Here is a 22,638-nt window from a genome sequence, read left to right as displayed (position 1 = left end):
AATAATTATGTGCCAATCGCTTATTCAAAAATATAATATTCCAGGACCTCGATATACAAGTTATCCAACCGTTCCGTATTGGGATAATTCAACTTTCTCATTAAAAAACTGGAAACAATCGGTCATTAAATCTTTCAAAGAAAGTAATACTCCTGAGGGAATTAGTCTCTACATTCATTTGCCTTTTTGCGAAAGTATGTGTACGTTTTGCGGGTGTAACAAACGCATTACCCAACGTCACGATGTTGAATTACCATATCTTAAAGCGCTTTTAAAAGAATGGCAATTATATTTAGCTATTTTTCCAGAAAAACCTCGCGTAAAAGAAATTCATCTTGGTGGTGGAACGCCAACTTTCTTTTCACCGGAAAACCTGAAATTTTTAATGAAAGAACTTTTAAGAAAAGTTGAAGTAGTTAAAAATCATCAGTTTAGTTTTGAAGGGCATCCTAACAACACCACAAAAGCGCATTTAGAAGCACTGTATGAAGTTGGCTTTACGAGAGTAAGTTATGGTGTTCAAGATTATGATAAAGAAGTGCAAAAAGCCATTCATAGAATTCAGCCTTTTGAAAAAGTAAAAACTGCTACTGAAGAAACTCGAGCAATTGGCTTTACATCTGTTGGACATGATATTATTTTCGGATTGCCTTTTCAAACCATAGAAGCGGTTGAAAAAACTATTTTGAAAACAAAAGAGTTGTTACCAGACCGAATTGCCTTTTATAGTTACGCACATGTTCCGTGGATAAAAGGAAACGGACAACGCGGTTATAACGAAAATGATTTGCCTTCAGCGGAAGAAAAACGAAAACAATATGAATTAGGTAAAAAGTTGTTAGAAGAAATTGGTTACCTAGAAATCGGGATGGATCATTTTGCATTACCAACAGATGAATTAGCAAAATCGGTAAAAGAAAATAAACTACACCGAAATTTTATGGGGTATAACGCTTCTAAAACACAACTTATGGTTGGGCTCGGTGTTTCTTCAATTAGTGATAGTTGGTATGGTTTCTCCCAAAATGTAAAAGGTGTAGAAGAATATCAGCATTTGGTAAATGAAAATATTTTACCGGTTTTTAAGGGTCATATATTAACTAAAGAAGACTTAACTATTCGGCAGCATATTTTAAATTTAATGTGTCATTTAAAAACACAATGGATTGATAACAAGGAATTAATGGGGCTACCGGGAATTTTAGAACGTTTAACTGAAATGGAGAACGACGGACTTCTAAAAAGAAAAGAAAATACACTGGAAATCACAGAAAAGGGGAGACCTTTTGTTCGAAATATATGTATGGCATTTGATTTGCGGTTACAAGAAAACAAACCTGAAACGCGTCTTTTTTCTATGACAGTTTAGTTTTTTTAGGTTAAGTTAATTAGTTTTGAGTAAGGAAACACGTCATTTTTTTTGACGTGTTTTTTTTACTTTGGTCGAGCCATAAAGATTTTCATCTGAAAATTAGTAGCCATTTTTCTAGCATTAAATTTTGCTCTTTCCGCTAATTCACCTTCAAAATATTCATCTAGGGTATTCACCCAGAGATTGAGCCAAACTCCAAAATGTTTTGCTTCTATTTGGTGGTTAAAGTTATAATCTACCATAATATGTGTTCTTCCCGGGCGACCTCTATATTTTCCGGCAAAAAACAAGTTGCTTTCCCAAAAGTCGGTTAACTTTTCTAAATGGTGGTCCCAATTGCTTATGGTTTCATTAAAAAAAGAGCCAATCTCAGGATTGGCTCTCACTTTATCATAAAACCGATGTACTAATAATTGTACATCTTCTCTATTTTCTATCTCTTTCATAAAATTATTATAACAGCGATAAACCGTGAAACAAAATAAACAATAAATTTACAGATATGCTTGCTATTAACGAATTAAAAACTTGTTTTGCAGGTAGATTAGAAAGAACTGCTGTATTGAAACCCATACAAATCATTACTACAGCAAATAACTGAGCCATTTGCCAAAATCCGTGACCGGTCATTAAAATAAACATGGCTGCAACGGCTCCTAGACAACTAGAAGCAATGATGCCTATTGCGGCATTCCCGAAATACATTTCTTTAAACTCTCCGTAATACTTTTGATAAACTGACATCTTCTTATGTTTTTAAATTATAGTATAAAAGTATTGGTAAAGAGAGGTTTAAAAAATGACATTGGTCATACTTACAGAAAAATAGTGCAACCCATAGCGAAAGTATTTTACAATTGCTTCTGAAAAAATCACTCTAGTAGAATTAGACTCAAAACTGATTGAAATTGTAAAAAAAATTTATTCCATTTTAAATAAAACTCATATTTTTACCCAAAACCGTAAAATATGAATTCTAACTTATCTGAAGCTTCTAATTATGAAGCTCACTCGCTAACTCAAGATGAAATTAAAAAAGCGCAGGCCGGCTTTTTTACAAAAGTGTATAGTTGGATGACATTAGCACTTTTGATTACCGGATTGGTAGCGATTATAACCGCTTCAACACCTTCGCTTCTTAATGCCGTTTTAGGAAATAAAATTATTTTCTTCGGTCTCATTATTGGGGAGTTTGCCTTGGTAGCTTACTTAAGCTCAGCCATTAAAAATATGTCGGCAAGTACCGCAATTGCTTTATTTATTGCTTATGCTTCATTTAACGGATTAACCTTATCATTCATCTTTTTGGCTTATACAGCAGGTTCCATTGCTTCTACTTTTTTTGTCACCGCAGGAACTTTTGGAGCGATGAGTGCATATGGCTATTACACCAAAAAGGATTTAACCAAAATCGGAAATCTATGTTTTATGGCATTAATTGGTTTAGTGATCGCTTCGATCGTGAATTTATTCTTTCAAAATGAAATGTTATACTGGATCGTAACCTATGCCGGAGTTCTAATTTTTGTAGGATTAACCGCTTGGGATACTCAAAAATTAAAAAGGATTGCTATTGAAGGCAACGAAAATTCTGAAACAGGACAAAAACTTTCTATAATTGGAGCCTTAACATTATACCTAGATTTTATTAACCTCTTTTTATTTTTACTTCGGATTCTAGGAAATAGAAAATAGATATATTCTATAAATTTCTTAGAATCAAAACTTGATTCACGTTTACATTAAAATCATACAACTCATTGAGATGAAATTCTAAAACAATTTCAGAATGAAGGAAATTAAAAAATCCCTAGCTTTTACTAGGGATTTTTTTTTATAATTTTAAATTTCAAGAGCGCTCGACTATGCTCAAACTAACATTTTTGTTTTATTTAAAACGCTCGTACATCGCTTTTTCTAAAGACTCTCGATGATCTCTGTGGGCTATAGAAATTAAGGCTTTAGCACGCTGCTTTAAACTTTTACCATAAAGATTTACAACACCATTTTCGGTCACGATGTAGTGTACGTGTGCTCGAGTTGTTGTTACACCCGCGCCTTCCTTTAAATACGGAACAATTTTGGTAATTCCTTTGGCTGTAACAGAAGGCATAGCGATGATTGCTTTTCCGCCCTCGGAGAGGGAAGCTCCGCGTATAAAATCCATTTGACCACCTACGCCGGAATATTGCATTTTCCCGATAGTATCGGCACAAACCTGACCGGTTAAATCAATTTCAATAGCACTATTTATGGCGGTAACTTTTGGGTTTTTTCGAATGATAGAAGTGTCGTTAGTATAAGCTGCCTCCTTAAAGTGTACTAATGGATTATCATCTAAAAACTCATAGAGCTTAGGGGAACCGATTGCAAAACAAGTAACGATTTTTCCGTTTTTCACGACTTTATTTTCACCGGTAATTATTCCTTTTTCAATTAATGGTAATACACCATCAGAAAACATTTCGGTATGAATTCCCAAATTTTTGTGATTGTATAAATTGTTTAAAACTACATTTGGAATTCCGCCAATGCCCATCTGTAATGTAGCGCCATCTTCAACTAATTGTGCCACGTGATAACCGATTTGTTTTTCAACCTCAGAAGGTTCAACCGGAAATACTTCATGAATAGGTTCCTTTACTTCAACAGCAGCGTCAATTTTATTGATATGAATTATTCCGTCACCGTGCGTTCTGGGTACTTGCGGGTTTACTTGCGCAATTACTTTTTTAGCGTAATGAATAGCGGTTAACGTCACATCTATAGAAGTTCCCAACGAACAATAACCGTGTTTGTCGGGAGGTGAGACTTGAATAAAAGCCACATCTAAGGCTAAAATACCACGCTTAAAAAGCAAGTGCATTTCACTTAAAAAAATCGGAATATAATCGCCGTGTGCAGAGTTTACATTTTGTCTTACATTTCCGCCAACAAAGCAACTATTTACATGAAAACTTTTATTGTAGGGAGCTTGCGCATAAAGGGCATTGCCTTCGGTATGCATCTGTACAATTTCAATACTTTCAAGCTCTTCATAACGTTTGCATAAAGCATTGATGATTACTTTTGGTGTCATTGCCGCTCCTTGAAAAAATATGCGATTTCCTGAGTTTACGTTTTTTACTGCTTCTTCAGCTGAAATAAATGGTAACATAGTATTTGTGTTTATTTTCAGCAGCAAAACTAGCGTCCTACAACATTTTAAAATATGATATTTCGCATATTTTAGTAAAAAGAAATTTTTGTGGAAAATTTTCTGGATAAACCAAAGGAACTGGCTATTTGTACTCTTTTATATTGTCGCCTTGAACGCAGTCGAAAGAAATGGTCAAGTAAAAATGGTTGTGACTGCTATCCCTTGTATGGCGCGTGACAATTTATTTGAGAAGAAATCTTTTCGGTGGTATGGATAGTTTTTGGAGAAACATACGGGATACCCAAACCTAAACCGCGAAGAATAAATAACATTCCAATTAGTACGACAAAAATAGGAATCGCTTTTTGAATTTTTTGTCGCCAGGATCCGTTTATGGTGTTTCCGGCAAATACCACCACAGTCATTAACGGAATAGTTCCTAATCCAAAAAGAAACATATAGAGCAAACTCATCGCCACACTTTCAAACGCAAAAGAGCCGAAAATAGCCATATAAAGTAAACCACAAGGTAAAAAACCATTTAAAAAACCGATGGTAAAAAAAGTATCGGGTGTTTTTTTCTGAAGCTCTTTTCCTAATGCTGATTTTACTTTTGTGATGATCTTAAAAACAGGCTTTGAAAAATTATATTTACTGAAAGTTTTATGCGGAATAATAATCACTAAAATCATTATTAAACCAATAATAATAGAAATTTTTTGTTGAATGCCGAAAAGATATAAGCTCTTCCCAACCAACCCAAACAAGAGTCCAATAAAGCTATACGTAAATAATCTACCTAGATGGTATAAGCTTAACTGGAAAGTTTTTTTCAACTTACTTTTTCGATCTAAAGGAAGCATAAACGCAATAGGACCGCACATTCCTACGCAGTGAAAACTTCCCAATAAACCTAATATGAAAGCTGAATAAAGCACGCTTAAATTTTTAGATTTTTCTTAAATAGGTAGGAAGTTCCGTCAGAATCCCAATGAATGGACAGCTCATATTTTCCTTCGACTAATTTTTCAGTAGGAATAAGCATTTCTTTCTGTGCAGAGTCAATAGGAAATTCTAGATCCAATTTTTTATTGGAAGGACGATAGAGCAAAATTGTACCGCTTATATTTTTCTTTTTATTGGGAAAAAGAATTGTAATTCCTTCAGCTGTATTTTTAACCTGAATATTTTCGATTAATTCAGCAGAATTTTGTCGTGCATCAATTTCTGATTGATAGGCCAATTCTTGTTTATAATATTCTTCTGTTACCAAATCGTGTTCGTATTTTTTGTCGGTACTCATTTTAATCACAAAAAACATGATAAAACTGATAAAACATACAATTGCTATAACGATACTGTAACCCCAATTTAATTTTTTCATTTTCTTACATTTAAATAATTATTCTATATCTATCGTCACCCTGAACTTGATTCAGGGTCTCATCCTCAAATTTCTTTTTTTAAAATTTAGAATGAGATTCCGTGTCAAGCACGGAATGACGCATTCTACCTAAAGCTGCGCGGTCCTAAAAAGGCGGCTTTAGTGGTTTCAATTAATTTTTCTCCGCTGTAAACACCAATTTTTAAACGTTCTTTATCAGTTTTTAAAGCAGCTTGATTTATATCGATAAACAAAGTACCTTCCGATAATCCTTGTTTAGGGACTTCAAAATTTTCGTGACGAACCGCTTCAATTTTTCCTATATGCGAAATAAGTTCGAAGTGTACATCTTCTATAGATTCTGTGGTTTTATTCACTAATTTAAAAGTGTATACATTTCTAATAATGTTATTTTCCTTTTTCTCATACAGTTGTCCGGGTAAACGAAGAATAGATGCCTCTACATCATTACGTAAAAACAACATGCCGGTAAGCACACCGATAAGAATGATTAATACTGCCGTGTAACCTTTTAAGCGGGAATTGAATTTAAATTTTTTCTTCTCAGCTATATTTTCTTCACTTGCATAACGAATGAGTCCTTTGGGTAGATTTACATTTTCCATCATGGCATCGCAAGCATCTATACAAGCGGTACAATTTACACATTCTAGTTGCGTACCGTTTCTGATATCGATTCCGGTAGGGCAAACTTGCACACATTGAAAACAATCGATACAATCGCCTTTTCCGCTAGCAGCGCGATCTTCCTTCTTCTTGAATTTAGCTCTACCTTTTTTCTTTTCCCCACGCTTGTAATCATACGCAACAACAATCGATTTTTTATCGAGCAAAACACCTTGTAGTCTTCCGTAGGGACAAGCGATAATACAAACTTGCTCTCTAAACCAAGCAAAAATGAAATAAAAAACAGCCGTAAAAATGAGTAAAGAAATTAACGTACTGATATGCGAAAATGGACCTTCGGTAATATATCTAATCAGTTGATCGCTACCTATTAAATAAGCTAGAAAAATGTTGGCAATTAAAAAACTGATGATAAAAAAGAGTATCCATTTTATGACACGCTTTCTTATTTTTTCGGCATTCCAAGCTTGTTTTGCTAAACGAATTTGTTTACCACGATCTCCTTCAATTAAATATTCAATTCTTCTAAAAACCATTTCCATAAAAATGGTTTGCGGACAAATCCACCCACAAAAAATACGACCAAACGCGACAGTGAATAAAATGACAAAAACAACCCCAATGATCATCGAAATCACAAACAAATGAAAATCTTGAGGCCAAAAAGGGAAGCCAAAAATATTAAACCGACGCTCTAAAACATTGAATAATAAAAATTGATTGCCATTAATTTTGATAAAAGGAGCTGAAAAAAGAAACAATAACAATCCATAACTTACCCAGGTTCTATATTTATAAAATTTACCAACCGGCTTTTTTGGAAAAATCCAAGAGCGTTTTCCTTCTTGATTGATGGTTCCTATAGAATCTCTAAATTTTTCGTTGTTTGGCGTTTCCATGTTTAAATTTTTATAAAATCGCCTGAAACCTTTTAAGCTTAAACAAAACTTATTTATTCTGGTTCTAATGAAAAACTGCTAATTCTAGTTTCAGACGATTTATTGGCACTGCCAAAGGGTTTAATATACCAAGGCTTGCCTCTAAATTATAAAGGGTTTTCCGTAGAACACCTCGTGAGCTTGACCTCCGAGGTAGTTGCTTTTTAGATATTATCGGTTACATTTAAAGTATCTACGGAAGTATTATTTTCTGCACGTTCAACCTCATCGGCTTTAGGAGCATCGCCTTCTTCTACCCAAATTTCTCCCTCAGGATCTTTGGGTTCTGTGGGCGTGGTTCCTTGCAATGACAATACGTAACTTGCTACCTGAGCACGTTCTACCGGTTTTAAGGTTTGCTCCCAAGCCACCATTCCTTTACCGGAGCGACCTCCTTCAGAAATAGTTCTAAACACATTTTTTATTCCGCCTCCTAAAATCCAGTATTTATCAGTTAAGTTCGGACCAATTCCTCCACCGCCATCTGCTTTATGACAAGCTACACAGTTGATTTGAAAAACCTTCTCTCCGGCAGCAAGATCTGCTTCATCAGTCAATAATTCTACGGTATTTACATCCACTAAATTTTTGGCGGTTTTTTTGTATTCTTCAATAGCGAGTTTTGCTTCAATTACTTCAGCTTCATATTCTTCGATTTGATTCTTATCTTGAAAAATATGATATCTTGCCATGTAAACTACTCCGAAAATAATGCTAGCATAAAAACCGTATAACCACCAAGGCGGAAGGTTGTTGTCTAATTCTTTTATACCGTCGTAATTATGATCAAGAATAATTTCTTCTTCTTTCTCAATTGGTTTTCTGTCAACTAATTTGTTGTAAAGTTTTTTCAACCAAGCAGTTCGTTTTTCATTCCGTGCTATTTCAGCATTTATATATCGCTGTTTTGCTTCTTCGTCTAGCGATCTGAATAAAATAGTCCGTAATGCTTCTACACAAAGTTCTATAGCGACAGCAAATAAACCTGCGATTCCTAATACCACCCAAGCAAGTGGATAGGTACTAAAAACAGAACCATCTTGGACTTCAACGGTATATTCAATTAATAAATACCCGATGATTAAGAATAAAAATACGCGAATGTAAGAGGGTAGACTTTTCATAATACAGAATCTTTATCGGTTTCTAGGGGAAGTTTACTTACTTCTTTGATATAATCTTTCTTTGCTGTAAAAACCCACCAAATTAAACCTGCAAAGAAGAAGAAAAATATAAGTAAAGAAATCATTGGGTAGACTTCTACGCCATCGATGGTTTCTAAATTTCCTTTTATAAATTTGAGCATGGCTTCAGTTATTTTGAACTTATTTCGTTAGTATTTTCTTTTATTTTAATATCGGTACCTAAGCGCTGTATGTAAGCAATGAGTGCGATAACTTCTCGGTCTTTCATTTCTATAAAATCCATTCCGTTTTCTTGGGCAAACTTTTTATCGGCTTCATAGCTTTCAGCAAAATCAGGATCGCTGTAAAGGCTTTTTTGAATTTCGGTTGCTTGTTCGTCCATCCATTGTTGTGCACGAGCGATTTCTTCTTCGGTATAAGGAACACCTAACTGAACCATTACTCGCATTTTGTCTTCAGTCTGTGAACGATCATGTTCATTTTTAATCAGCCATTTGTAACTTGGCATTATGGAACCGGAAGAAGTAGTCTGTGGATCGTAGAAATGATTGAAATGCCAATTGTCTGAATATTTTCCACCAACTCTAAATAAATCAGGTCCGGTACGTTTACTTCCCCATAAGAATGGATGATCGTATACATATTCTCCTGCTTTAGAATATTCTCCATAACGTTCCACTTCACTTCTAAAAGGGCGAATCATTTGCGAATGGCAAGAGACACAACTTTCTCGTATGTAGATATCTCTACCTTCTAATTCTAAAGGCGTATATGGTTTTACGCTAGAAATGGTGGGTATATTAGAATCTACCATTAAAGTTGGTATAATTTGTACCGCTCCACCAATTAAAATTGCGATGGTTGCAAAAATAGTTAGTTTAACTGGTCTGCGCTCTAACCACGTATGATAGCCTTCACCGCTAACACGTCTTTTGGTAACTTTCTTAAGTGGAGCTGCTTCAGCTAATTCATCGGTTACGTTACTTCCTGCTTTAATGGTTTTTACAATATTGAATAGCATTACAAATGCACCAACTATATATAAGCTTCCGCCGATGGCACGCATCCAATACATTGGGATAATTTCTTGTAAGGTTTCTAAAAAGTTACCGTAAACAAGTGTTCCGTCCGGGTTAAATTGTTTCCACATCGAAGCTTGTACAAAACCGGCTACATACATTGGGAGCGCATACATAATGATTCCTAAAGTACCAATCCAAAAATGTACGTTTGCTAGTTTAACCGACCACAAATCTCTTTTTACCAAACGAGGAACAAGCCAATAGACCATTCCGAAGGTTAAGAAACCATTCCAAGCTAAAGCCCCCACGTGTACATGCGCGATTACCCAATCACTAAAATGCGCAATGGCATTTATATTTTTAAGTGAAAGCATGGGTCCTTCGAAAGTTGCCATTCCGTAACCCGTGATTGCCACCACCATAAATTTTAAAACCGGATCTGTTCTTACTTTATCCCAAGCTCCACGTAAAGTCAATAAACCATTAATCATCCCTCCCCAAGATGGAGCAATAAGCATAATTGAAAAAGCAACTCCTAAATTCTGCGCCCAATCAGGTAAAGAGGAATACAGCAAATGATGAGGTCCCGCCCAGATGTAAATAAAAATTAATGACCAGAAGTGAACAATGGATAATCGGTAAGAATAAACAGGACGATTAGCTGCTTTAGGAACAAAGTAATACATTAATCCCAAAAACGGTGTGGTTAAGAAAAATGCTACCGCATTATGTCCGTACCACCATTGTACCAAAGCATCTTGCACTCCCGCATAAACCGAATAACTTTTCAAAGCACTTACCGGTAATTCAATACTGTTAAAAATATGCAATACTGCTACGGTAACAAACGTGGCTAGATAAAACCAAATAGCTACATACAAATGACGCTGTCTTCTTTTGAAAATAGTTGCGATCATGTTCCAACCGAAAACAACCCAAATTACCGCTATAGCAATATCGATAGGCCATTCTAATTCTGCATATTCTTTAGAGGAAGTAAATCCTAAGGGCAAGGTGATGGCTGCTGCAACAATAATTAATTGCCATCCCCAAAAGTTTACATTACTTAAAAAATCACTGTACATCCTTGCTTTTAACAAGCGTTGTAACGAATAATAAACGCCGGCAAAAATGGCGTTTCCTACAAAGGCAAAAATTACAGCATTGGTATGCAATGGCCGTAAGCGACCAAAACTTAGCCACGATATACCATCGGTTAGGTTTGGGAATAAAAACATAAATGCTAAGAGAAGTCCGACGGACATTCCTACAATTCCCCAAAAAATTGTAGCGTACAAGAATCTTTTTACGATCTTATTGTCGTAATAAAACTGATCCATTTCCATTTTTATGATTGTTTCTGTTTAGTTAATACTCGTGATTTAGATTTTTCTTTTGGTGATTTCTCCACTAGTTCATCATCAAAAAGCATGCGTACCGAAGGCGTATACACATCGTCGTATTGACCTTTTCTTACCGATAAAATAAACACGATAAAAAAGACGATGGCTACCGTAATACTAATTCCTAATAAAATGTAGATTGCACTCATTCTTTATGATTATGGCTCAAAATTAGAGGTGAAGGCTTTCTTAAAAAATGACATTAGTCAGGTTTGGAAACTTAAAAACATAATTGACTACCTGTCAATTACTTAACCTTTATAAGCTTTTAATTTAGGTTTGAAAAATAATTTCCGAGCCCTATAATTAGTTAAAAGAGTTACATACACTAACACGGAGATAGAGCTTAAAGGCATTAAGATAGCGGCGATAATTGGTGAAAGTTGACCAGTAACGGCAAAATATAAGCCGACCACATTATAAAGAAACGACAACACAAAACTTGACTTTATAATGTTGATGGTTTGGTGAGATGCCTTAAAAAAACTACCGATTTTAGAAAAATTGGAAGCCTCTAAAATAGCATCGCAAGCTGGCGAAAATACATTTACATTTTCAGCTATAGAAATACCGACATCACTTTGCGCTAAAGCTCCAGCATCGTTCAATCCATCCCCAATCATAGCAATTTTATTTCCTTTTTGTTGAAGCGCTTTGATATAATTGAGTTTATCTTCCGGTTTTTGATTAAAAAGTAATTGTGTGTTTTTGGGTAACAATTTTTGCAGCCTTTTTTTTTCACCTTCATTATCGCCCGATAGAATAATAATGTGATATTGTTTTTTTAGCTCTTTAAAAAGACGCTCCACGTCATTCCGGTACTGATTATGAAAAACGTATTTTCCTTTGTAAGTTTGATTGGTTTGGATGTGAACAGCGGTATCTTGTGTATTTATTTCCGCAGTATTTCCTACAAATTTGGCAGATCCTAAGCGGATAGAATTTTCTGCTTTGGTAGCATAAATCCCATTACCGGTAACTTCTTCAAAATCATCTAAGGTTTGAATATTCTGTTCGGCTAAAAAGTTATATAAAGCTCTACTTAACGGATGATTAGAAGAGCGAAGTGTGTTTTTCAGCAAGGCTTCTTCAGCTTCATTTAAACGAATTCCTTCATATTCAATTTCCCGTTGATTATTAGTGGTAATGGTTCCGGTTTTATCAAAAATTATAGTGTCAACTTGGGCTAACTTTTCAATAATTGTCGCATTTTTTAAATATAATTTTTGCCGACCAAAAATCCGCAACATATTTCCTAGAGCAAACGGCGTAGACAAAGCTAATGCGCAAGGACAAGCGATAATTAAAACGGCTGTAAATACATTTATTGCAAGCGAAGAATCTATAAAAAGCCAAAAAGCAGTAGCGGTAAAAGCAATTGCCAACACTACATAGGTAAAATATTTACTGATGTGATTGGTTAAATTTACAAAGGTTTCTTCTTTATTTTTATTGAAAATATCGTTACTCCATAATTGCGTGAGGTAACTTTGTTCGACAGATTTTAAAGCTTCAACTTCTATAGCTCCGGATAGTTGCTTACCGCCTGCAAAAAGTTTATCACCCGAGTTTTTATGAACCATTTCACTTTCGCCGGTAACAAAACTATAATCGATTTCTGCTTTTCCGTTGATTAAAATACAATCTACGGGTAGTAATTCGCTATTTCTAATAAGCAATCTGTCGCCTTGCTGAATATCATAAACTTGTATATTTTCTTCTTTACTTTTCTGAAAATTTAAGCGTGTAACCGCAATAGGGAAATAAGATTTATAATCACGCTCAAACGATAAAAAAGAATAGGTTTTTTGCTGAAAGAATTTACCGAGTAATAAAAAGAAAACCAAGCCGGTAAGACTATCAAAAAAACCGCTTCCCCAATCCATGAAAATTTCTATAAAACTTCTTACAAAAAGTACTAGAATCCCTAAAGAAATGGGAACATCGATATTTAAAATTTTAGAACGTAAACCTTTATATGCCGAAATAAAATATTCTTGAGCGGCATAAAAAACCACCGGAATAGAAAAACCAAACATTAACCAGCGAAAAAGATGTTTGTATTGTTCTAACCAAAATTCTGAAACCTCAAAATATTCAGGAAAAGAGAGGAACATTACATTTCCGAAGGCAAACCCCGCAACGCCCAATTTATAAATTAAACTTCGATCAATTTGTTGTTTTCCCTTGCTATAATCGTTTAAACTGATGTAAGGTTCGTACCCAATAGAATTGAGTAATTTTACGATTTCCTTCAAATTATATTGCTCAAGATTGTAATTGATTCTAATCGTTTTCTTGGGAAAATCGACTTGCGAATTTTTTATTGCCGGTTGAAGTTTGTGTAAATTTTCAAGAATCCAAATACACGAACTACAATGAATATGAGGAATATATAGATTTACAATTTGTAGTTTTCCGTCATCAAACTCGACTAATTTTTCAATAATAGCAGGATTATCGAGATAATCGTATTTTCCTTCAATCTCTTTTGGAATGGCACCAGGAGCTGACTGCAAATCATAATAGCAGGATAAATTATTACTAGAAAAAATTTCATAAACAGTTTTGCAGCCGTTACAGCAAAAGTTTTTTTTATCATAAAAAACCGAATTTTTTTCGCAATTGTTACCGCAATGAAAACAAGTTTGTTGCATCTTTATTTATCTAAAGCCGCAAAGTTGAAGAAGAAAGCTTAGTCAAAAAATGACGAATATCAGCTATAGAAAGATTTTTTATGTTCATTTTTGAACTCAATCTTTATTTTATTATTCCTATGAATAAACTTTTACTTATTAGCTTTTTAGCATTTTTTTCGATTGCAACTTTATTCGGTCAAGAAGAAAAATACTGCTTCAATATTTTACATAGAGAAAAAGTTATTGGTGAATTGGTAGCCAAAAAAGAAGTGGTGGAAGACAAAATAATTTATAGCAATCGCACCGAAATAAGCACACGTATTCTCGCTAAAATTGAAGTAGATTATACCTATAAAGTAGTTTACAGAAATAAAACTTTAGCGCACGCATTTGCCTTGATTCTGTTTAATGATCGTGAAAAAACAAATTCGTATACCGAAAAAACCAAAACCGGCTATATTTTTTATGAAGATAATGAAGCGGAATATAAAATTGAAGAGTCAATAATGTATAGCACTGTCAATTTAATATTTGAAGAACCTTTAAATATTTCTAAAGTTTATGCGGAAGAACACGGCGAATTTCATCAACTTAAAAAAGTAGCAAACCATATTTACGAAAAAACTAGCAGCAAAGGAAAAACTAGTCTTTATAAATATAAAAATGGTAAATTGGTAGAAGCTGAAATCGATGTGGGAATAATCAGCTTTAAAATTGTGGCAGAATAAAATTGGTTGGTAATACTACAGGTAGCTTTTTATACTGTTAACTAATTCTGTTTTTTGTACGACTCCGCTTTGTCGCCAAACTTGTTTTCCTTGGCTAAAGATTAAAAAAGTCGGTACGCCTCGTACTTGATATTGTGAGGCAATAGATTGATTTTTATCTATATCTATTTTAATAATTTTCACCTTATCTCCCATTTCTTCTTTTACTTGTTTTAGAATGGGAGCCATCGCTTTACATGGCCCGCACCAATCAGCATAAAAATCGATAAGCACAGGTGTATCTGACTGAATAATATTATTAAAACTTCCTTTCATAATATAGGTCTTTAAAATTAGACAGTTGTAAAATAAGCTATCAAAAGCTTAACAAATAATAGTCAAAAATTAACTAAAATAATCTTATTAATATTTTATAGCCAATACAATTTATCAACTTGGCAACAATGATAATTTACCAATATTTTTTCATAGTTAACAACTCTTCTCAGCAAAAAAAAATCGCCAAATAAAAGCTATCCTTATTCAGGTAAAATTGATTTATATCATTTTTTACAACAAAAAAAAGAAACACTTTTGTAACAAAAGTCACCTAAAATACTGAATATCAGATTTAAATTTATATCATAATTTAAAATATTAAACTATGAAAGTAGAACAAATATATACTGGATGTTTGGCACACGCAGCTTATTATATTGAAAATAATGGCGAAGCCGCTTTATTTGATCCCCTGAGAGAAGTGCAACCTTATCTGGATAGAGCAAAAAAAGACAACGCAAAAATTAAATATATTTTTGAAACTCATTTCCATGCAGATTTTGTGAGTGGTCATTTAGATCTTCAGAAAAAAGCCAATGCACAAATTGTGTTTGGTCCCGGTGCAAAACCGAATTATGAAGCGATAACTGCTAAAGATCAGCAAATTTTTAAAGTGGGAAACTATCAAGTAAAAGCAATTCATACCCCCGGCCATACGATGGAAAGCACAACGTATCTTTTAATCGATGAAAATGAAAAAGAACACGGAATTATTACGGGAGATACTTTATTTATTGGCGATGTAGGTAGACCCGATTTAGCACAACATGTGGTTTCAGATTTAACGGAAGAAAAACTCGCAGGTCATTTGTATGATTCGCTAAGAAACAAAATAATACCCTTAGCCGATCATCTAATTGTTTATCCTAATCACGGTGCCGGTTCTGCTTGTGGAAAGAAAATGAGCAAAGAAACCACAGATACGTTGGGAAATCAAAAGAAAACCAATTATGCCTTACGAGCAGATATGACCAAAGAAGAGTTTATAAAAGAACTTTTGGAAGGACTAACAAATCCGCCGGGGTATTTTCCTAAAAATGTGTTGATGAACATTAAAGGATATGAAAGCTTTGATGAGGTGATGAAAAAAGCAGAAAATCCCTTAACTCCTGATGAATTTGAAACTTTGGCAAATGCTTCACAAGCCCTGATTTTAGACACGCGTTCTGCAGAAGATTTTTCTAAAGGTTTTATTCCTGACAGTATAAATATTGGTTTAGATGGGAATTTTGCCCCTTGGGTAGGCGAAATGATTCCTGACATTAAACAAGAAATTCTTTTAATTACTGAAGAAGGAAAAGAAGAAGAAGCAATTACTCGACTTTCTAGAGTGGGATACGATCATACCATTGGCTATTTAAAAGATGGATTTGAAAGCTGGCTGACTTCAGGAAAAGATATTGAAAAAACTGAACGAATAACCGCAGAAGAGTTTGAAAAAATTTATGCTGAGAACAACATAAAATTAATCGATGTTCGTAAAAAAAGTGAATTTGATGCCGAACATGTTGTAGGAAGTGTAAATATTCCTTTAAACAACTTGAATACGCATTTAGCTGAAATTCCAAAAGATGCGCCATTCATTACTTTTTGTGCAGGCGGCTATAGAAGTATGATAGCCAGTTCAATTTTAAAGTCTCGCGGATGGAGTAATTTTAAAGATGTAATTGGTGGCTTTAAAACTATTAAAGATACTAATGTGAAAACATCAGAATATGTTTGTCCAAGCACCTTATTATAAAAAACGATTTACTTTATTTTTGAGTTAAGAAAACTAGTTTTACATAAAATTTTATACAACTAAATTTTAAAAGATGTATTTTTAATAGTAAATAATAATCTGTATTCGTGATGAAAAAAATTTTACTTCCCACCGATTTTTCTGACAATGCATTTAATGCCATAGAATATGCACTTCAACTTTTTGAAAAAGAAGTTTGTACGTTTTATCTTTTAAATATCTACACGCCAATTGTTTATGATACAGAATACGTAGGGTATTCTTCTATAAACCCGGGATTAGATGAAATTTACAAGAAAAATTCCATTACAGGATTGCATAAAACGGAAAAGAAAATAAGGGAATCTTTTGATAATAAGCTTCACCAATTCAAAGAAATTTCTTCCTTCAATATTTTAACCGATGAGATTAACGATTTGGTAGAAAAGGAAGCAATAGATCTAATTGTTATGGGTACACAAGGAGCAACCGGAGCTAAAGAAGTTTTGTTTGGTTCAACTACGGTTCGCGTTATTCATCGTACAAAAATTCCGGTAATTGCAATCCCTTCAGCTTATGCTTTTAACGGACTTGAAAATCTTTTATTTCCTACCGATTACGACATTGATTACCACGAAAGTCAGTTACATTGGATAAATTATCTTGCTAAAAATAATCAATCAAAATTACATATTATACATATTTCTGAAGATGATTTTTTGACGGCAGAACAAAAAAAGAAGAAAGTAAAGTTAACGGAAAAAATACAAACCGAAAATTACAAGTTCAATTTAGTAGAAGGAAAACATATAGCCAAAACGATTTACAGATATGAGAAAGAAAATAACATCGATCTTTTAGCGATGATAAGTAATAAACATTCATTTTTCGAAAATTTATTCTTTAAGCAAATCATAGATGAAATAGGCTTCCATACTAATGTTCCATTTCTTGTTATTCCGGCCAACAAAAAATAAAAAAAGCACCGATAAAAATCGGTGCTTTTTTATTTAACTATAAATTAAACAGATTAATCATTGCTTACAATAACGTTAGAATTATTCCAAGTAGTAACTTCAGCAATACTATTGTTAGAATAGTCAACTTCTGTTAACTGATCTTCTTTCCAGAAAAACCATTTTCCGATTTTTTCACCTTTATCGTATTTTCCTAAGGCAACTTTTTTGCCTTCCTGGTTATACATAACCCATTGCCCGTCAAGTTTTCCGTCTTTATACGTTCCTTCCTGCATTACAACTCCGTTCTCATGAAAGAAAGTTCCTTTCACTACATCTCCGTTCTGTTCAAATTTCGGCTCCATTTCTTGCGCAAAAAGTGCACCTGTGCACAAAATTGCTGCTATCATCAATATCTTTTTCATAATTGCTTTTTAATGTTTACATAACAAATATACAAAATATTTTACATTAAATAAATATTTACGTAACATTAACTTAACATTGGGATGCTAAAAAACTTGTTCCAAGGTATTTAGAGCTAAAAAAAAATTAAAAAACATTACTATTTTCTTCCTTTAAAAATAGTCCAAAATATGATAACTTCTTACTTTTGCATTCAAATTTCAACAAAATAAGCATGTATAGAAGTCACACTAACGGAGAGTTAAGAATTAAAAATTGCGAACAGGAAGTTACCTTATCGGGTTGGGTACAAAAAATTCGTGATAAAGGATTTATGATTTGGGTAGATTTACGAGATCGCTACGGAATCACACAACTTATCTTTGACGAAGAGCGTACTCCCGCTACTGTGATGAACCAAGCAAAAAATTTAAGTCGAGAATTTGTTATTCAAATAAAAGGAAAAGTAATTGAACGCGAATCTAAAAACACCAATATTCCAACTGGAGAAATTGAAATTTTAGTAACCGATTTAAGCGTTTTAAACGAAGCTAAAACTCCTCCTTTTACGATTGAGGATAAAACTGACGGCGGTGAAGATTTGCGTATGAAATATCGCTATTTAGATATTAGAAGAAACCCGATTAAAGATAAATTGGTTTTTCGCCATAAAGTGAGTATTGCCGTTAGAAACTACCTTTCTAATCAAGATTTTGTTGAAGTTGAAACACCTTACCTAATTAAGTCTACACCCGAAGGAGCCAGAGATTTTGTGGTACCTAGTAGAATGAACGAAGGGCAATTTTACGCGCTTCCGCAATCGCCACAAACTTTTAAGCAATTGTTGATGGTAGGCGGAATGGATAAATATTTTCAAATCGTAAAATGCTTTCGCGATGAAGACTTACGTGCCGACAGACAGCCGGAGTTTACACAAATAGACTGCGAAATGGCCTTTGTAGAACAAGAAGACGTTCTGCAAACTTTTGAAGGCCTGACACGCCATTTATTAAAAGAAATAAAAGATATTGAAGTCGAAGATTTCCCTCGAATGACCTATGATGATGCTATGCGTTTATACGGAAATGACAAACCCGACATTCGTTTCGGAATGGAGTTCGGCGAATTAAACGATTGTACACAACACCGCGATTTTAAAGTTTTTAATGAAGCCGAATTAGTAGTAGGGATTGCTGTTCCGGGCGGAGCAAGCTATAGCCGAAAAGAAATTGACAAATTAATTGCTTGGGTAAAACGTCCGCAAGTTGGCGCATTAGGAATGGTTTACGCAAAATATAATGAAGACGGCTCTTTTAAATCTTCTGTAGATAAATTTTATGAAGAAGAAGATTTAAAAAAATGGGCAGAAAAAACCGGCGCAAAACCGGGGGACTTAATTTGTATCTTAAGCGGAGAAACACAAAAAGTACGTGCGCAATTAAGCGCGTTTAGAATGGAAATGGGCGAGCAATTAGGTTTACGTAAAGCTGATGAATTTGCCCCACTTTGGGTAATCGATTTTCCATTATTAGAATGGGATGAGGATACCGAACGTTACCACGCAATGCACCATCCGTTTACATCGCCTAAAAAAGAACAAATTCCGTTATTGGCGACCAATCCTAAAGACGTAAAAGCAAATGCGTACGATTTGGTTTTAAACGGAAATGAAATTGGTGGCGGTTCTATTAGAATTCACGATAAAGAAACACAAGCCAAAATGTTTGACTATTTAGGTTTTTCTAAAGAAGAAGCTGAAGCTCAATTCGGCTTTTTAATGGATGCTTTTCAATATGGCGCACCTCCTCACGGCGGACTAGCTTTTGGATTAGACCGATTAGTAGCAATTTTAGGCGGACAAGAAAGTATTCGTGATTTTATTGCTTTTCCTAAAAATAATGCTGGACGCGACGTAATGATCGATGCGCCTGCACCAATAGACGATGAACAATTAAAAGAGCTTCATTTAAATATAACTTTATAAAAAAAATCCTGTGTAAAAGCAGGATTTTTTTAGCTACAATAGCATGTTAAAGAGAAAAACACCTTTTACGCGCTTTCTTATTTGGAGATATAAGCATATTTCTAATAAGAATTTTGTTTTTATTTTAAGTGTTTTTGTGGGACTTTTAGCTGGACTCGCTTCAGTTATTTTAAAAAATATCACTCATTTTATAACTAAAGCTTTCGAGAGTGGAAGCATACATTCTTACCATATTTACCTTTATTTTATTTTTCCCTTTATTGGCCTATTACTGGTTTTACTGGTTAAAAAATTTATTTTACGAAACGAAGTAGGCCACGGAATTCCAATGGCCTTATTTTCTATTTCTAAAAAAGAAGGCAAAATGGCGCGAAGAAATATGATTTCCTCCTTACTTACCGCTCCACTTACAGTCGGTTTCGGAGGTTCTGTGGGATTAGAAGGCCCTTCGGTAGCAACGGGGGCTTCCTTTGGTGCTAATATTGGGCAATTATTTCATATGAAAGCGCAAACTCGAAAATTATTGTTGGTTTGCGCAGCGGCAGGTTCGCTTTCCGCAATTTTTAAAGCGCCCATCGCGGCAATCCTTTTTGCTATTGAAGTGTTTAGTTTAGACTTAACCTTTGCATCACTTTTACCCTTATTGCTAGCATCAATTTCAGCAGTAGTAACGCGAATGCTATTTATTGGAGAACAATATATTGTGGATTTTCACGGCATCCAACGTTTTGATATTCATAACATTCTATTTTATTCGGCCTTAGGAATTATAACTGCTATTGTTTCACTTTACTTTTCAAAGATTTATTTTACAACAGAACATTACTTTAAAAAAATAAAAAACGATTACTTAAAAATTACTATTGCCGGGGTGATTATTGGCCTACTCACATTTTTAGTTCCGCCACTTTATGGTGAAGGTTTTACATTTATGAATAATTTGATTTCTCAAAATTATACCACCGCTTTTGATGCTTTTTTATTTAAAGAATGGATTGGAAATCCGTGGATAATCATCGGTTTAATTGTTGGACTAATTTTATTAAAGCCTATTGCTACTTCTGTAACTTTAAGTGGTGGGGGCGTTGGTGGTGTTTTTGCTCCTGTTCTTTTTTTAGGCGCTGTTAGCGGGAGTTTTTTTGTCAACATTTGCAGACAATTAGGTTTTGAACTTTCTAATAGTAATTTTACGTTGGTAGGAATGGCAGGCTTAATGGCAGGAGTATTACAAGCGCCCTTAACCGCTATTTTCTTAATTGCGGAAATTACTGGAGGCTACGAGCTTTTTATTCCGCTGATGATAACTGTTGCTATTTCATTTTTAATTACAAAAGCCAGGGTTGATTATAATATTTACACAAAAGAATTAAAAGAAAACAACGAACTAATTACACATGATAAAGATAAAGCGGTATTAACCTTACTGAAATTAGACCGTATTATCGAGCAAAATTTTATTCCGCTTCGACCTAAAATGACCTTGAAAGAAATGTTGCACAATGCGGTAACCAAATCTAAACGGAATCTTTTCCCCGTTTTAAATGATGATGAAGAACTAGTAGGTGTTATTACCCTAGATGATATTCGTGAAATCATGTTCGATACAAGTTTACACGATTCGGTTTTGGTAGAATTTTTGATGCATGATGCACCAGATTATATTCATTATGGCAAAGATAATATGCAGCAAGTAATGGCTAAATTTCAAAATACCGGGGCTTGGAATTTACCGGTCATTAAAAATGGGAAGTACATCGGCTTTGTTTCCAAATCGAAAATGCTTACTGCATATCGCAGAAAATTGATAACTTATTAAAGAAATGAAAAAAATAGTCAACAAAATATTAATTAGCCTACTTATCGCTATTGTTCTTGCTGTGGGCATCGGGTTTTATTTCAGATTAATAAAAGATGATGTAGTTACAGGCGACAAAATTATTGGCGTTGCAGTATTAGTAAGCTGTTTTGTTCTAATGCCCATTTTTCTATACCATAGATGGAAAGGCAAAAAATTGAAAGATTACACTTTAAGTAAAGAAAATATTGATAAAATGAAAGAAAAAGGAATTGATTAAATTTTTATTTTCAATAAATTGATCAAAAATTTACATTTTTTTTACTTGCAATACATTTTTATATTGTAAGTTTGTGCTTTATTAATATTATTATTTATTATCACAATGGAAGGTACAGTTAAATTTTTCAATGAGTCTAAAGGTTATGGATTCATTACTAACGACGAAACAGGTCAAGACATTTTCGTTCACGTTACAGGATTAAACGGAGAACAAATCAACGAAGGTGACCAAGTTGAGTACGTTGAATCAGAAGGAAGAAAAGGAATGACTGCGACAGAAGTTCGCTTAGTTCAATAATATAAAGTATTATTAGAATTTTCTGAGCACCACTTTTTGTGGTGCTTTTTTAGTTTATAAGGTTTTTTAAGAATTAGTGTTTCCGCAATTTTTTAGTACCTTTAAGTTATGCAAAAAGCTTGTCTGGAGTGTAACGAGAAAATTATTGGCAGAATTGATAAAAAGTTCTGTAGCGATTATTGTAGAAATGCGTATAATAATCGCTTAAATAAAGACCGAAGAAATATTATTAGAAATACCAATAATCGCCTTCGAAAAAATTATCGGATTTTAGAGGATCTTAACCCAAAAGATAAATCCAAAACCACCAAAGACAAACTACTTAGCAAAGGCTTTAATTTTGATTTAATCACCAGTTTTTATACTACAAAAAAGGGAATCACTTATTTTTTTGTGTACGATCAAGGCTATTTGCCGCTAGAAAACAATAATTTTGCCTTGGTAAAAAAAACCATCTAACCC

At 33.9% G+C, this 22,638-nt stretch carries 23 protein-coding genes; 10 read left to right on the top strand and 13 right to left on the bottom strand.

All coding sequences use genetic code 11. The features are described from left to right. Positions 1–7 precede the first annotated feature (7 nt). Positions 8–1,369, top strand: coding sequence for an oxygen-independent coproporphyrinogen III oxidase (hemN, locus tag D9R05_RS09155; protein WP_121666928.1), 1,362 nt, complete (start codon positions 8–10; stop codon positions 1,367–1,369). 65 nt (positions 1,370–1,434) lie between these two features. On the opposite strand, the gene D9R05_RS09150 is transcribed toward hemN, so the two are convergent. Together D9R05_RS09150 and D9R05_RS09145 are read right to left on the bottom strand one after the other, a co-directional pair. Further along, positions 1,435–1,818, bottom strand: a complete 384-nt coding sequence (locus D9R05_RS09150; RefSeq protein WP_121666927.1) for a group III truncated hemoglobin — start codon at positions 1,816–1,818, stop codon at positions 1,435–1,437. Between the two features lie 7 nt (positions 1,819–1,825). Further along, complete coding sequence (locus D9R05_RS09145) at positions 1,826–2,116, bottom strand: hypothetical protein (protein WP_121666926.1); 291 nt, start codon at positions 2,114–2,116, stop codon at positions 1,826–1,828. Positions 2,117–2,341: 225 nt separating this feature from the next. Here D9R05_RS09145 and D9R05_RS09140 point away from each other — a divergent pair, with 225 nt between their 5' ends. After that, positions 2,342–3,067: a Bax inhibitor-1/YccA family protein gene (locus D9R05_RS09140; RefSeq protein ID WP_121666925.1), complete on the top strand. Its 726-nt coding sequence runs from the start codon at positions 2,342–2,344 to the stop codon at positions 3,065–3,067. Positions 3,068–3,260: 193 nt separating this feature from the next. Here D9R05_RS09140 and D9R05_RS09135 read toward each other — a convergent pair whose 3' ends face one another. From D9R05_RS09135 to D9R05_RS09095, 9 genes are all read right to left on the bottom strand, one after another. Continuing rightward, positions 3,261–4,529: an acetyl-CoA hydrolase/transferase family protein gene (locus tag D9R05_RS09135; RefSeq protein WP_121666924.1), complete on the bottom strand. Its 1,269-nt coding sequence runs from the start codon at positions 4,527–4,529 to the stop codon at positions 3,261–3,263. Positions 4,530–4,726: 197 nt separating this feature from the next. Further along, positions 4,727–5,449 (bottom strand): sulfite exporter TauE/SafE family protein, encoded by a 723-nt coding sequence (locus tag D9R05_RS09130; RefSeq protein ID WP_121666923.1) that lies wholly within the window; start codon positions 5,447–5,449, stop codon positions 4,727–4,729. A 2-nt stretch (positions 5,450–5,451) separates the two neighbouring features. After that, positions 5,452–5,895, bottom strand: coding sequence for a FixH family protein (locus tag D9R05_RS09125; protein ID WP_121666922.1), 444 nt, complete (start codon positions 5,893–5,895; stop codon positions 5,452–5,454). 125 nt (positions 5,896–6,020) lie between these two features. Further along, complete coding sequence (ccoG, locus tag D9R05_RS09120) at positions 6,021–7,442, bottom strand: cytochrome c oxidase accessory protein CcoG (protein WP_121666921.1); 1,422 nt, start codon at positions 7,440–7,442, stop codon at positions 6,021–6,023. Between the two features lie 203 nt (positions 7,443–7,645). After that, positions 7,646–8,605, bottom strand: coding sequence for a cbb3-type cytochrome c oxidase N-terminal domain-containing protein (locus tag D9R05_RS09115; protein ID WP_121666920.1), 960 nt, complete (start codon positions 8,603–8,605; stop codon positions 7,646–7,648). Next, positions 8,602–8,787: a CcoQ/FixQ family Cbb3-type cytochrome c oxidase assembly chaperone gene (locus tag D9R05_RS09110; protein WP_121666919.1), complete on the bottom strand. Its 186-nt coding sequence runs from the start codon at positions 8,785–8,787 to the stop codon at positions 8,602–8,604. Before D9R05_RS09110 ends, D9R05_RS09115 begins: the two co-directional genes overlap by 4 nt. An 8-nt stretch (positions 8,788–8,795) precedes the next feature. Next, positions 8,796–10,994, bottom strand: a complete 2,199-nt coding sequence (gene ccoN / locus D9R05_RS09105) for a cytochrome-c oxidase, cbb3-type subunit I (protein ID WP_121666918.1) — start codon at positions 10,992–10,994, stop codon at positions 8,796–8,798. A gap of 2 nt (positions 10,995–10,996) precedes the next feature. Beyond that, the gene (gene ccoS, locus D9R05_RS09100; RefSeq protein WP_121666917.1) at positions 10,997–11,200 is read right to left on the bottom strand and encodes a cbb3-type cytochrome oxidase assembly protein CcoS; all 204 of its coding nucleotides are present in this window, start codon (positions 11,198–11,200) and stop codon (positions 10,997–10,999) included. 102 nt (positions 11,201–11,302) lie between these two features. After that, positions 11,303–13,708: a heavy metal translocating P-type ATPase gene (locus D9R05_RS09095; protein ID WP_121666916.1), complete on the bottom strand. Its 2,406-nt coding sequence runs from the start codon at positions 13,706–13,708 to the stop codon at positions 11,303–11,305. 80 nt (positions 13,709–13,788) lie between these two features. On the opposite strand from D9R05_RS09095, the gene D9R05_RS09090 reads away from it, so the two are divergent. Beyond that, complete coding sequence (locus D9R05_RS09090) at positions 13,789–14,418, top strand: DUF6134 family protein (protein ID WP_121666915.1); 630 nt, start codon at positions 13,789–13,791, stop codon at positions 14,416–14,418. A 15-nt stretch (positions 14,419–14,433) separates the two neighbouring features. Here the strand turns inward: D9R05_RS09090 and trxA are convergent, their stop codons facing one another. Next, entirely contained in the window at positions 14,434–14,733 is a 300-nt protein-coding gene (gene trxA, locus D9R05_RS09085) for a thioredoxin (RefSeq protein ID WP_121666914.1), read from the bottom strand. A 328-nt stretch (positions 14,734–15,061) separates the two neighbouring features. Here trxA and D9R05_RS09080 point away from each other — a divergent pair, with 328 nt between their 5' ends. Both D9R05_RS09080 and D9R05_RS09075 read left to right on the top strand, forming a co-directional pair. Continuing rightward, positions 15,062–16,477: an MBL fold metallo-hydrolase gene (locus D9R05_RS09080; RefSeq protein WP_121666913.1), complete on the top strand. Its 1,416-nt coding sequence runs from the start codon at positions 15,062–15,064 to the stop codon at positions 16,475–16,477. A gap of 110 nt (positions 16,478–16,587) precedes the next feature. Then, the gene (locus D9R05_RS09075) at positions 16,588–17,433 is read left to right on the top strand and encodes a universal stress protein (RefSeq protein ID WP_121666912.1); all 846 of its coding nucleotides are present in this window, start codon (positions 16,588–16,590) and stop codon (positions 17,431–17,433) included. 53 nt (positions 17,434–17,486) lie between these two features. Here the strand turns inward: D9R05_RS09075 and D9R05_RS09070 are convergent, their stop codons facing one another. Beyond that, entirely contained in the window at positions 17,487–17,837 is a 351-nt protein-coding gene (locus tag D9R05_RS09070) for a toxin-antitoxin system YwqK family antitoxin (protein ID WP_121666911.1), read from the bottom strand. Between the two features lie 215 nt (positions 17,838–18,052). Here D9R05_RS09070 and aspS point away from each other — a divergent pair, with 215 nt between their 5' ends. The 5 genes from aspS (at position 18,053) to D9R05_RS09045 (ending at position 22,635) form a co-directional block, all read left to right on the top strand. After that, positions 18,053–19,801 carry an aspartate--tRNA ligase gene (gene aspS / locus D9R05_RS09065; protein WP_121666910.1) on the top strand — a complete coding sequence of 583 codons (1,749 nt, stop codon included), beginning with the start codon at positions 18,053–18,055 and terminating at the stop codon, positions 19,799–19,801. 43 nt (positions 19,802–19,844) lie between these two features. After that, positions 19,845–21,617, top strand: coding sequence for a chloride channel protein (locus D9R05_RS09060; RefSeq protein ID WP_121666909.1), 1,773 nt, complete (start codon positions 19,845–19,847; stop codon positions 21,615–21,617). A 4-nt stretch (positions 21,618–21,621) separates the two neighbouring features. Continuing rightward, the gene (locus D9R05_RS09055) at positions 21,622–21,876 is read left to right on the top strand and encodes a hypothetical protein (protein ID WP_121666908.1); all 255 of its coding nucleotides are present in this window, start codon (positions 21,622–21,624) and stop codon (positions 21,874–21,876) included. A gap of 105 nt (positions 21,877–21,981) precedes the next feature. Continuing rightward, on the top strand, positions 21,982–22,176 hold the full coding sequence (locus tag D9R05_RS09050; protein ID WP_121666907.1) for a cold-shock protein: 195 nt from the start codon (positions 21,982–21,984) through the stop codon (positions 22,174–22,176). 108 nt (positions 22,177–22,284) lie between these two features. Further along, positions 22,285–22,635, top strand: coding sequence for a hypothetical protein (locus D9R05_RS09045; RefSeq protein WP_121666906.1), 351 nt, complete (start codon positions 22,285–22,287; stop codon positions 22,633–22,635). The last annotated feature ends 3 nt before the right edge of the window (positions 22,636–22,638 follow it).

The organism is Mesonia aquimarina, assembly GCF_003667275.1.
GTDB classification, from domain to species: Bacteria; Bacteroidota; Bacteroidia; order Flavobacteriales; family Flavobacteriaceae; genus Mesonia; species Mesonia aquimarina.
This window is presented reverse-complemented; position numbering and strand designations above follow the sequence as displayed.

Bases quoted from the DNA above. Each gene is read 5' to 3' on its own strand.
- hemN (WP_121666928.1), top strand. From the start codon at position 8: ATGTGCCAATCGCTTATTCAAAAATATAATATTCCAGGACCTCGATAT.
- D9R05_RS09150 (WP_121666927.1), bottom strand. From the start codon at position 1,818: ATGAAAGAGATAGAAAATAGAGAAGATGTACAATTATTAGTACATCGG.
- D9R05_RS09145 (WP_121666926.1), bottom strand. From the start codon at position 2,116: ATGTCAGTTTATCAAAAGTATTACGGAGAGTTTAAAGAAATGTATTTC.
- D9R05_RS09140 (WP_121666925.1), top strand. From the start codon at position 2,342: ATGAATTCTAACTTATCTGAAGCTTCTAATTATGAAGCTCACTCGCTA.
- D9R05_RS09135 (WP_121666924.1), bottom strand. From the start codon at position 4,529: ATGTTACCATTTATTTCAGCTGAAGAAGCAGTAAAAAACGTAAACTCA.
- D9R05_RS09125 (WP_121666922.1), bottom strand. From the start codon at position 5,895: ATGAAAAAATTAAATTGGGGTTACAGTATCGTTATAGCAATTGTATGT.
- ccoG (WP_121666921.1), bottom strand. From the start codon at position 7,442: ATGGAAACGCCAAACAACGAAAAATTTAGAGATTCTATAGGAACCATC.
- D9R05_RS09115 (WP_121666920.1), bottom strand. From the start codon at position 8,605: ATGAAAAGTCTACCCTCTTACATTCGCGTATTTTTATTCTTAATCATC.
- D9R05_RS09110 (WP_121666919.1), bottom strand. From the start codon at position 8,787: ATGCTCAAATTTATAAAAGGAAATTTAGAAACCATCGATGGCGTAGAA.
- ccoN (WP_121666918.1), bottom strand. From the start codon at position 10,994: ATGGAAATGGATCAGTTTTATTACGACAATAAGATCGTAAAAAGATTC.
- ccoS (WP_121666917.1), bottom strand. From the start codon at position 11,200: ATGAGTGCAATCTACATTTTATTAGGAATTAGTATTACGGTAGCCATC.
- D9R05_RS09095 (WP_121666916.1), bottom strand. From the start codon at position 13,708: ATGCAACAAACTTGTTTTCATTGCGGTAACAATTGCGAAAAAAATTCG.
- D9R05_RS09090 (WP_121666915.1), top strand. From the start codon at position 13,789: ATGTTCATTTTTGAACTCAATCTTTATTTTATTATTCCTATGAATAAA.
- trxA (WP_121666914.1), bottom strand. From the start codon at position 14,733: ATGAAAGGAAGTTTTAATAATATTATTCAGTCAGATACACCTGTGCTT.
- D9R05_RS09080 (WP_121666913.1), top strand. From the start codon at position 15,062: ATGAAAGTAGAACAAATATATACTGGATGTTTGGCACACGCAGCTTAT.
- D9R05_RS09075 (WP_121666912.1), top strand. From the start codon at position 16,588: ATGAAAAAAATTTTACTTCCCACCGATTTTTCTGACAATGCATTTAAT.
- D9R05_RS09070 (WP_121666911.1), bottom strand. From the start codon at position 17,837: ATGAAAAAGATATTGATGATAGCAGCAATTTTGTGCACAGGTGCACTT.
- aspS (WP_121666910.1), top strand. From the start codon at position 18,053: ATGTATAGAAGTCACACTAACGGAGAGTTAAGAATTAAAAATTGCGAA.
- D9R05_RS09060 (WP_121666909.1), top strand. From the start codon at position 19,845: ATGTTAAAGAGAAAAACACCTTTTACGCGCTTTCTTATTTGGAGATAT.
- D9R05_RS09055 (WP_121666908.1), top strand. From the start codon at position 21,622: ATGAAAAAAATAGTCAACAAAATATTAATTAGCCTACTTATCGCTATT.
- D9R05_RS09050 (WP_121666907.1), top strand. From the start codon at position 21,982: ATGGAAGGTACAGTTAAATTTTTCAATGAGTCTAAAGGTTATGGATTC.
- D9R05_RS09045 (WP_121666906.1), top strand. From the start codon at position 22,285: ATGCAAAAAGCTTGTCTGGAGTGTAACGAGAAAATTATTGGCAGAATT.